Origin of the sequence: Mesorhizobium sp. WSM4884, from assembly GCF_029625675.1 — a bacterium.
Lineage (GTDB): Bacteria > Pseudomonadota > Alphaproteobacteria > Rhizobiales > Rhizobiaceae > Mesorhizobium.
This window is the reverse complement of the sequence record NZ_JARTVO010000009.1, coordinates 251,411-260,087: the sequence shown is the minus strand read 5'-3', so window position 1 is coordinate 260,087 and position 8,677 is coordinate 251,411. Positions and strand designations below refer to the sequence as shown.

8 protein-coding genes are annotated in these 8,677 nt (G+C 63.8%); 3 read left to right on the top strand and 5 right to left on the bottom strand.

The window, feature by feature from the left end; genetic code table 11:
• Positions 1 to 206: 206 nt before the first annotated feature.
• Positions 207 to 839 (top strand): LysE family translocator, encoded by a 633-nt coding sequence (locus tag P9236_RS17380; protein ID WP_278075870.1) that lies wholly within the window; start codon positions 207 to 209, stop codon positions 837 to 839.
• 226 nt (positions 840 to 1,065) lie between these two features.
• On the opposite strand, the gene P9236_RS17375 is transcribed toward P9236_RS17380, so the two are convergent.
• Positions 1,066 to 1,890 carry a DUF2189 domain-containing protein gene (locus P9236_RS17375; RefSeq protein ID WP_278075868.1) on the bottom strand — a complete coding sequence of 275 codons (825 nt, stop codon included), beginning with the start codon at positions 1,888 to 1,890 and terminating at the stop codon, positions 1,066 to 1,068.
• Positions 1,891 to 2,096: 206 nt separating this feature from the next.
• Here P9236_RS17375 and P9236_RS17370 point away from each other — a divergent pair, with 206 nt between their 5' ends.
• Positions 2,097 to 2,642 (top strand): CAP domain-containing protein, encoded by a 546-nt coding sequence (locus P9236_RS17370; RefSeq protein ID WP_278075867.1) that lies wholly within the window; start codon positions 2,097 to 2,099, stop codon positions 2,640 to 2,642.
• 218 nt (positions 2,643 to 2,860) lie between these two features.
• Here P9236_RS17370 and P9236_RS17365 read toward each other — a convergent pair whose 3' ends face one another.
• The 4 genes from P9236_RS17365 to P9236_RS17350 all read right to left on the bottom strand — a co-directional run bounded on the left by P9236_RS17365 (position 2,861) and on the right by P9236_RS17350 (position 7,421).
• Positions 2,861 to 4,393: a DHA2 family efflux MFS transporter permease subunit gene (locus P9236_RS17365; RefSeq protein WP_278075865.1), complete on the bottom strand. Its 1,533-nt coding sequence runs from the start codon at positions 4,391 to 4,393 to the stop codon at positions 2,861 to 2,863.
• Between the two features lie 291 nt (positions 4,394 to 4,684).
• Complete coding sequence (locus P9236_RS17360; RefSeq protein ID WP_278075864.1) at positions 4,685 to 5,923, bottom strand: HlyD family secretion protein; 1,239 nt, start codon at positions 5,921 to 5,923, stop codon at positions 4,685 to 4,687.
• Positions 5,920 to 6,399: a MarR family transcriptional regulator gene (locus P9236_RS17355; protein ID WP_278075880.1), complete on the bottom strand. Its 480-nt coding sequence runs from the start codon at positions 6,397 to 6,399 to the stop codon at positions 5,920 to 5,922. Before P9236_RS17355 ends, P9236_RS17360 begins: the two co-directional genes overlap by 4 nt.
• Before the next feature lie 119 nt (positions 6,400 to 6,518).
• Positions 6,519 to 7,421, bottom strand: a complete 903-nt coding sequence (locus P9236_RS17350; protein WP_278075863.1) for a hypothetical protein — start codon at positions 7,419 to 7,421, stop codon at positions 6,519 to 6,521.
• A 268-nt stretch (positions 7,422 to 7,689) separates the two neighbouring features.
• On the opposite strand from P9236_RS17350, the gene P9236_RS17345 reads away from it, so the two are divergent.
• A complete protein-coding gene (locus P9236_RS17345) occupies positions 7,690 to 8,586 on the top strand; it encodes a glycosyl hydrolase family 43 (RefSeq protein WP_278075862.1) in 897 nt (298 codons plus the stop codon).
• The last annotated feature ends 91 nt before the right edge of the window (positions 8,587 to 8,677 follow it).

Here is an 8,677-nt window from a genome sequence, read left to right as displayed (position 1 = left end):
CAAGCGATTCGTGTGTCATCCTCAGCGTAGAATCACAACCGATTCCGCGCCGCAACACCTATCTTAGCGCATATGCCGCAAGGGGGGGAGATTGGCCGTCATCGTTGCTTTCGCCAATTGTTAGGCGCTGGCGTAAAGGCTCCCACCCCCAAGCTCTTGCGGATGGCGAACGTCCATGGTGAGTGTTTCCGCGAATGGAGACCCCGATGCCCGACGCCGCCAATCATCTCACCTTCGCGCTGATCTGCCTCGGCATGGTGCTCACGCCCGGGCCGAACATGATCTACCTGATCTCGCGCTCGCTGTCGCAAGGGCCGAAGGCGGGGCTGATCTCGCTCGGCGGCGTGGCGCTGGGCTTCCTGTTCTACGTCGTGTCGGCCGCTCTCGGCATCACGGCGCTGATCTTCGCCGTGCCTTTCGCCTATGACGCGCTGCGCATCGCCGGCGCGCTTTACCTTTTGTGGCTCGCCTGGCAGGCACTGAGGCCCGGCGGCCGCTCGCCGTTCCAGGTGCGCGAGTTGCCGAAGGACAGGCCGCGCAAGCTGTTCGTCATGGGGCTGATGACCAACCTGCTCAACCCGAAAGTAGCGGTACTCTACCTCTCGCTGCTGCCGCAGTTCATCAACCCGGCCAAGGGCCATGTGCTGTCGCAGCTTCTGGTGCTGGGCGTGACGCAGATCTCGATCAGCCTCACCGTCAACGCCGTTATCGCCGTGACCGCCGGCTCGATCGCCACCTTCCTTGCCGGACGGCCGTTCTGGCTGGTCGTCCAGCGCTGGATGATGGGCACAGTGTTGACGGCTCTGGCGTTGAAGATGGCGACCGAAGCGCAGCGTTAGTGCGCATTGATATTCAGGTGATGCCGGCCTGCGAACGGTGGCTTCCTGCGCTTCCGGCCTTCGCCGGCCGAAGCATTCACGAATGGCGCGGCAGCTAAATTAAAGGCTACGGCCGGCGTAGGCCGGTGCTCACGTACTCAAGTACGCTCCGCTCCGGTTCTCGGAAACCGCCATTCTCGACTCGGCCTGACCTGAATCTCAACGCGCACTATGGCCAAGTCTCTGATTACATCGGCCGGCGAACCGGCCGGATCTGCTCCGGCTCGACCACCTTGCGATAGAGGTGCCAGGTCGCGTGGCCGAGGATCGGCATGACGACGGCGAGCCCCGCAAACAGCGGGATCGAGCCGATCACCAGAAGCACGGCGACCGCCAGGCCCCAGAGCGCCATCTGCAGCGGATTGGCCATGACGGCGCGCGCCGAGGTTTCGATCGCCGAGACGGCGCCGACATCGCGGTCGAGCAGCAGCGGGAAGGCAATCACGGTGGTGGCCAGCACGACGACCGCGAAGATGAAGCCTGCCGCATTGCCGAGCAGGATCAGCGTCCAGCCCTTGCCGGTCGTCAGCACGTCGCGCAGGAAGGTGCCGACCGAAGCCGGCGGCTCGGCGCCGAACAGGCTGGTGTAGAGCGATTGCGCGGTGAACAGCCACAGAAGGAACAGCGCAAAAAGCAGGACGCCGATCACCGCGATCGAGGGCAGCGCCGGCGAATGGCGCACGTCCAGCGCATGGTGCCAGCGGCTGCTCATGCCGAGCTCGCGCCGGCGGCTGATCTCATAGAGGCCGATCGCCGCGAAGGGTCCGATCAGCGCGAAGCCGGACATCAGCGGATAGACGAGTTGAATGGCGTTGGAGCCCGACGACCACTGCGTCAGGATCAGGCCGACGATCGGATAGATCAGGCACAGGAACACATAGTGCGAAGGCTTGGCCCAGAAATCCTCGGCGCCGAGCCGCAACGCATCCCACAGATCAGACGTGGTGATGTGGCGCACCGCGGGCTGCACATGCATCCCTCGCGCGTCCGCCATGACATGAAAACCGGCCATTACCGTCCTCCGTATTGCTCGGGGGCGGTCACCGCCTGGGTGGCCGCCCGTGGCTGCCACTTCTAAGCCTTTGTCTTTATGCATGTCGTTTCCGCAAAACCGCTGCACACTTTTGCGCGACATGCATTAGAACGCGGCGATCATAGCCGATCTTCCGGGGAATGTCGCCGCATAACACGATTTTCAACGCCTGCCCGGCAAAAGCCATGATCGCCCGTATCAGAGGCCGCATGACCAGCCTGACCACCGATTCCCGCAATCTCGACAGACGCGCATTGCTCAAAGCCATTGGGCTCAAGGCCGCCGGCCTTGCGGCGCTCGCCGCCATTGCCGCCTGCACCAGCGTCTCGCTGCCGACCGGCGAAGGCGCCGGCGTGTCGTCCTCCGCTATCCCCACGTTGAGCACGATCCGCACGTCGGCCGGACTGCCGGCGCTGGTTCCGGATGCGCAGCTCGAACAGGCCGCACTCCAGCAGGCCGGCTACATGGCCTCGCGCGCCCGCATGAGCCACACCACCGGCTGGGGCAAGGATTTCGCCTCGCGCATGAAGGACAACGGCGTACACGGCGCAGCGGGCGAGAACATCGCCGAGGGCCGCTTCGACCTGCAAAAGCTGTTCGACATCTGGATGCATTCGGACGGCCACCGCCGCAACATGCTCGACCCGGATTTCAGCCGCTTCGGCCTTGCCTATATGCGCGACGGCCGCGACCCCAGCCTGCGCTACTGGGCGCTGGTGCTGGGGAGGTAGGCAAGTTGCGGTAGCGATCCTTCGCGCCCCCTCTGCCCTGCCGGGCATCTCCCCCACCGGGGGAGATCAGCCGTCACGGCTGCTTTCGCCAATCTTGAGCGCCGCAGGAATGAGCGCGGTGCCGAAGCTGCCAATCTCTCTCCTTGTGGGGGAGATGTCCGGCAGGACAGAGGGGGGGCGCTGTCCCGCCGACATCGACAAAAATCTGGAAATGAACGTCAATCCATGTGCGCTGCCGGCGCGCCGCCGGCCGGCGCGGCCTTCGGCTTGCGCAGCAGGATCACGAACGGAACGGCGACAAGCGTCATGACCATCAGGATTTTGAAGTCGTTGATATAGGAGATCATCATCGCCTGGACGTTCACCAGCCTGTCGACCTGCGAAAGCGCGGCGGGATCGCCGTTCGCTGCCGCCGGCGAGGCTGCCCACAGATTGGGGTTGTACGGGTTGATGAAGGCTCCGAGCTCGCTGTGGTTGATCTGCGTGTTCTGCACCATCAGCGCCGCGACCACCGACACGCCGATCGAGGAACCCAGATTGCGCACCAGGCTGAACAGCGAGGTGGCATCGGTGCGATAGCGCGCGTCGAGCGTGGCGAAGGCCACCGCCGACAGCGGCACGAACACCATGCCCATGCCGAGGCCCTGGATGACGCCGGACGAGATGATCAGCCAGTTGTCCATCTGCGGCGTGAAGCTCGCCATGGTGTAGAGCGACTGCGCGGTGAGCAGGAAGCCGATGGCGACCAGGATACGCGCGTCGATCCGATGCATGATGCGACCGACGAACAGCATCGAGATCATCGTGCCGATGCCGCGCGGCCCCAGCACGACGCCGATGGTCACGGTCGGATAGCCGAAGATGTTGGCAAGCATCGGCGGCAGCAACGACATCGAGGCTAGGATCAGCACACCCATGACGAAGATGAAGCCCAGCCCGGTCACGAAATTGCGGTCGAGGAAGATTTTTGGGTCGATGAAGGGATGCTCCGACGTCACCGTGTGGATGATGAACACCCAGAAGCCGGTGATCGACAGGCCGAGTTCGACCCAGATCTCGGTCGAGGAGAACCAATCGACCTCGCCGCCGCGATCGAGCAGCAGCTGCAGCGCGCCGACGCCGAGCGAGATCATGGCGAAGCCGAAGAAATCGAAGCTGCGCACGCGCTTGGCGACGGCAGGCAGATAGGCGGCCATGCCGAGGAAGGCCAAAATGCCGACCGGCAGGTTGATGAAGAACACCCAGCGCCAGTTGAAATTCTCGGTCAGCCAGCCGCCGAGCGTCGGTCCGAGGATCGGCCCCAGCATGATGCCGGCGCCCCAGATGGCCATCGCCTGGCCATGGCGCTCCCTGGGATTGATATCGAGCAGGAATGTCTGCGACAGCGGCACGATCGCCGCGCCGAAAACGCCCTGCAGCAGGCGAAAGAGCACCATCGTCTCAAGGCTCCAGGCGATGCCGCAAAGCATGGAGAAGATGGTGAAGCCGACGACGGAGGCCAGGAACAGCTCCTTGCGGCCGAGACGGTCGGCAAGCCAGCCGGTGACCGGCGTCATGATCGCGGCGGCGACGATATAGGAGGTCAGCACCCAGTTGATATTGTCGGGCGAGGCGCCGAGATCGCCGGTCATGGTCGGCAACGCGACGTTGGCGATCGTGGTGTCGAGCGCCTGCATGATCGTCGCCAGCATCAGCGCGACCGTGATCAGGCCGCGATGCGGCACTTCCTTGAAGGGTTCGGGCGTGCTCATGGTGGCGAACTTCCAGCAGGTAACAAAAACGTGTACATGGGGTTTCCGGGCGGCAAGGCCTTCCGTTGAGAGACCCTCATCGCGGTGGGACGCGAGGATCGATGTGGGGGTTACATCGACCGAAAGTCTCTGTTCGAGCGGATGCCTGCCGCCCGGAAACCTGAGGACCGACGGGTCCGTGCCGAAAGCTTCAGCTTGGATCGAGCCGTGAAGCGGCTCGTCTCAAACGCTTAGCTTTCCCACTCCTCCCATCATACCAATTCCCTGCTTCAACTCCCTGTTTCTAGGTCGCTATTGCGCCTGCTCGCCGGCCGTGGCGTGGCCGAAGATCGACGGCAGGCCGCGCGCCACACCTGTATCGACGGTGACCGTCGCGCTCATGCCGGTGCGCAGCGCCATCTTGGCGTCGGGGTCGGTCAATTCCAGGCGCACGGGGATGCGCTGGGTGACCTTGACCCAGTTGCCGGTGGCGTTCTGGGCGGGCAGCAGCGAGAACTCGGCGCCGGTGCCGGCGCCGATCGCCTTGACGGTCGCCTCGAAGGTCCTGCCCGGATAGGTGTCGACCACGATCTCCGCCTTCTGGCCCGGCTTCATATGGGTGAGCTGGGTCTCCTTGAAATTGGCGTCGATCCAGGTGTCGCCGGTCTCGACCAGCGCGAACAGCGGCGTGCCGACGGCGACATACTGGCCGACCTTGAAGGACGAGGCCTGGTAGACGACGCCGTCGGCCGGCGCCTTCACCGTGGTCTGCGCGAGGTCGTAGGCGGCCTTGTCGCGCGCGGCGATCGCCGACATCACGGTCGGATGCTTGTCGGTCTCGATGTCCGGGTTGCCGCCGAGCGCCGCCTTGGCGCTGACGATGCCCTGCTCGGCGACCGCCAGCTGCTGCTTGGCCTTGTCGAGGTCGTTGCGCGCCTCGTCCAGCGACGACTTGGCGTTGATGCCCTTCTGGGCGAGATCGGCGGCGCGGTCATATTGCGACTGCGCGTAATCGACCTCGCTGCTGGCCGACTTCTCCTGCGCCATCGCCTGGCTGTAGGCGGCGCGCAGCTGCTCGACATTGAGACGCGCGGCGGCCACCGCCGCGTCCGCCTGAGCCAGCGCGATCCGGTAAGGCTCGGGGTCGATGACGAAGAGGAGATCGCCCTTCTTGACCGTCTGGTTGTCGGCAATGCCGACCTTGACGATGCGGCCGGCCGTATCCGAGGCGATCGAAATCCTGGCCTGCTGCAGGTTGGCGTTCTCTGTTTCCTGGTAGCGGCCGCCCGTCACCCAGACATAGGCGCCGCCGGCGAACAGCGCGAGCGGCAGCGCGATCATCAGCAGGAAGCGGCCGGTACGACGCTTCTTCTTCGGCGCGGGCGCCGGCTGCGGCGCGGGCGCCACCGAAACCGGGGCGGGCGCGGGTTGCGCCGGGGCTTCAGCGATCGGCTCCGCCGACGCCTTGCCGATCGGCTCCGCCGACGCCTTGCCGATCGGCTGCGCCGCAAGCTCGGTGATGTTGTCTTCTATCTTGGCTGCCGCGTTCATGCTGCTGCGCCTTCCGTATTCTTCATCTTTTCCAAGGACGACGTTTCGCCGTCCGTCAGATTCTGTACGATCGTGTCGAGCACCCGGATCAGGATGCGGCGGTCTTCCGGCGACACGCCGGTGAGCGATTCCTCATAGACCTCGCCGGCAAGGCTTTTGACGTCGGCATAGGCCGCGTTTGCCTTCTCGGTCGGGAAGATCATGCGAACGCGGCGGTCGGCGGCGTCCTGGCGGCGCTCGATCCAGCCGCCCTCCTCCATCCTGTCGACCAGGCGCGAGACGCTGATCGGCTCGATCTCGAGTAGTTCGGCAAGCCGCGCCTGCGCCACGCCCGCCTCCTTGGCGACGCGGACGAGAAGCCGCCATTGTGCCGAGGAGAGGCCCAATCCACTGGCGCGCGCCTCGAAGCGCTTGCGCATGAGACGCTGCACGTCGTGGATCAAAAATCCCAATCTGTCGATGCCGTCCGAAACCATGAGCGGCATATATAATAAGCGTGCTTACTATTCAAGCGGAATGCATTGTTCCAGAGCCCGGCAAATCGCATGGCAGCCATGCGATGCGTTCATAGTTACCGGTCGGCAAAGAAAGGCTGTCAGGAAAGCGTGGCGAAGTCCGGGTCGGGTCCGGCCTTGAGCTCGAGCAGCCTGCCGATCACCCTTGTGCCCAGCGGCTGCCGCAGGCTCAGGCGCTTCGCCTCGGCCATCTGCACACCGAGCGGCGCAGCGCGATTGCGCTGGAAGAACTCGAATATCCTGCGGCGCGCAAAGGCTCTTGTCCTGGAAGTCGAGAAGATGCTGAAGCTGCCGTAGGACGGCACCACCTGATGATCCTTGGCCAGCGCCACGCCGAGGGCGAACTGTTCCAGCGTATGCGTGTCGACCTTCCCGAACAGTCCGCGGATGACGCGGTCGGCGCACTCGACGCTTGCCCGCATGTTCCGGTGCAGCCCCATCACCGCCGAGCTCCATAGCGGCGCGCTTGGCGACAGGACGAGATCGTCGTCCGCGAACAGGTCTTTCGGCAGGCCGGCAAGGCCCCGGTAGTGCGACTTCGGCGACCTGTTCGCCCGCCCTTCGTTGCGGAACAGAACCGCCCTCCCCGGCGTGACGCGGCCGATGTCGATATTGGGATTGCCGGTGAAAGCGATATCGCTGTCGATGTAGAGCACGCGCTCGAAGCCACGGTCCAACACGTCATGCATGACACGGTTCTTGATGCGGAACCAGTAGCGGCCTTCGAGCGACCAATCGCTGATCTGCTGCGGCGAGATCGGCACGATCTGGAACGGATAGTTTCGGAACAGCTCAGGACGATCGGTATAGATCACGATCGGACTGGCATCATCCTTGTAGGCGCTGATCAGCAGACCTGCAAAAATCGCGCTATAGTGATAACCAAGTCCGTTCCCATAAGCGATTATGACATATGCCTGCGACGAACGCTGCTCGACAGTGCTGTCATGGACAGCACCGAGCACACCCACACCAATTTCCATAAAACCCCACCTCTCGATTGCGCATTCACCGCAATCGAGCACCCCCATCTTACTTATACTGGGAGCAACCCAGCACCTAAACCCGGCCTTCACATAATGCTTTGTTCTTCCCTCAGTCAAGGGCAGCACTAGCTGGTCAGGATTACGTCAGCATGACATGCTCGACTTAAGCCAAAAGAATTGGCGAATGGAAATCGCCGGTCCATACACACGGTTTGCAGGCGATACAGTTTGCTGCGTAGATGCGCCGGCGCGAGGGGACGAATCCATGGTCGACATCTGGCAAGTGGGCATTGTGCCCGAATCGATCGGAAATGCTCTTGCCCCGCACGGTCTCGACAAGAGCCGTGTCGTCTGGCTGCCGCCGCAGGGATCGTTCCGCTTCGTCGCCGACCCGTTCGGCCTTTTCCATGGCGACCGTTTCACGCTGATGGTCGAGGCCTATGACTACCGGGTGAAACGCGGCGAGATCCATTACTACAGCTACGACCGGGACTGGACGCTTCTGGAGCGCGGCGCGGCCCTGAAGGAGCGGTTCCACCTCTCCTATCCATTCCTGATCCGGCAGGGCGAAGACATCTTCATGCTGCCGGAGGCTTACCAGAGCGGGCGGCTCACGCTTTACAAGGCGACCGAATTTCCGAAGGCATGGCAGCCGGTTGCGGTGCTGCTTGACGAGCCGGCGGTCGATGCGACGATCTTGCGCCACCAGCAGCGCTGGTGGATGCTCTATGCGCTGCATGGCCCCGACGGCCAAGACACGCGAGAGCTGCATGCCGCCTTCGCCGACAGCCTGACCGGCCCATGGCGCAAGCACCCGCAAAATCCGGTACGCACCGGCCGAGCATCGTCGCGGCCTGCCGGCTCGGCCTTCGAGCACGAGGGCCAGCTCCATCTCCCGACGCAGGATTGCGAGGCGGGCTACGGCACCGCCATCAACCTGTTGCGCATTGAGCGCCTGACGCCGGAGGAATTCTCGGCCGGCATCGTCAAGCGGCTGGCGCCGGAGGAGTGGCTCGACGGCTTCGACACCGGCCTGCACACGCTGTCGGACGGCGGCGGCGTCACGCTGATCGATGTCCGGCGCGTTGAGCGCTCACCGACGCGGCACCTGATCAAGCTGCAATACTGGTTGCGGCGACGGCTTGTGGCGATGCCTTCATAGCCGGGCGTCAACCGACTGAAAATTCACTGTGTTTTCGCTGTGCGCTGGCGTCGTTCGGCATGTTCATGATACAGCTGTTGCCGTGGATCGG

Coding starts and splice junctions, on each gene's coding strand:
- P9236_RS17355 (WP_278075880.1), bottom strand. CDS start 6,399: ATGGTTTCGGACGGCATCGACAGATTGGGATTTTTGATCCACGACGTG.
- P9236_RS17350 (WP_278075863.1), bottom strand. CDS start 7,421: ATGGAAATTGGTGTGGGTGTGCTCGGTGCTGTCCATGACAGCACTGTC.
- P9236_RS17375 (WP_278075868.1), bottom strand. CDS start 1,890: ATGGCCGGTTTTCATGTCATGGCGGACGCGCGAGGGATGCATGTGCAG.
- P9236_RS17380 (WP_278075870.1), top strand. CDS start 207: ATGCCCGACGCCGCCAATCATCTCACCTTCGCGCTGATCTGCCTCGGC.
- P9236_RS17345 (WP_278075862.1), top strand. CDS start 7,690: ATGGTCGACATCTGGCAAGTGGGCATTGTGCCCGAATCGATCGGAAAT.
- P9236_RS17370 (WP_278075867.1), top strand. CDS start 2,097: ATGATCGCCCGTATCAGAGGCCGCATGACCAGCCTGACCACCGATTCC.
- P9236_RS17365 (WP_278075865.1), bottom strand. CDS start 4,393: ATGAGCACGCCCGAACCCTTCAAGGAAGTGCCGCATCGCGGCCTGATC.
- P9236_RS17360 (WP_278075864.1), bottom strand. CDS start 5,923: ATGAACGCGGCAGCCAAGATAGAAGACAACATCACCGAGCTTGCGGCG.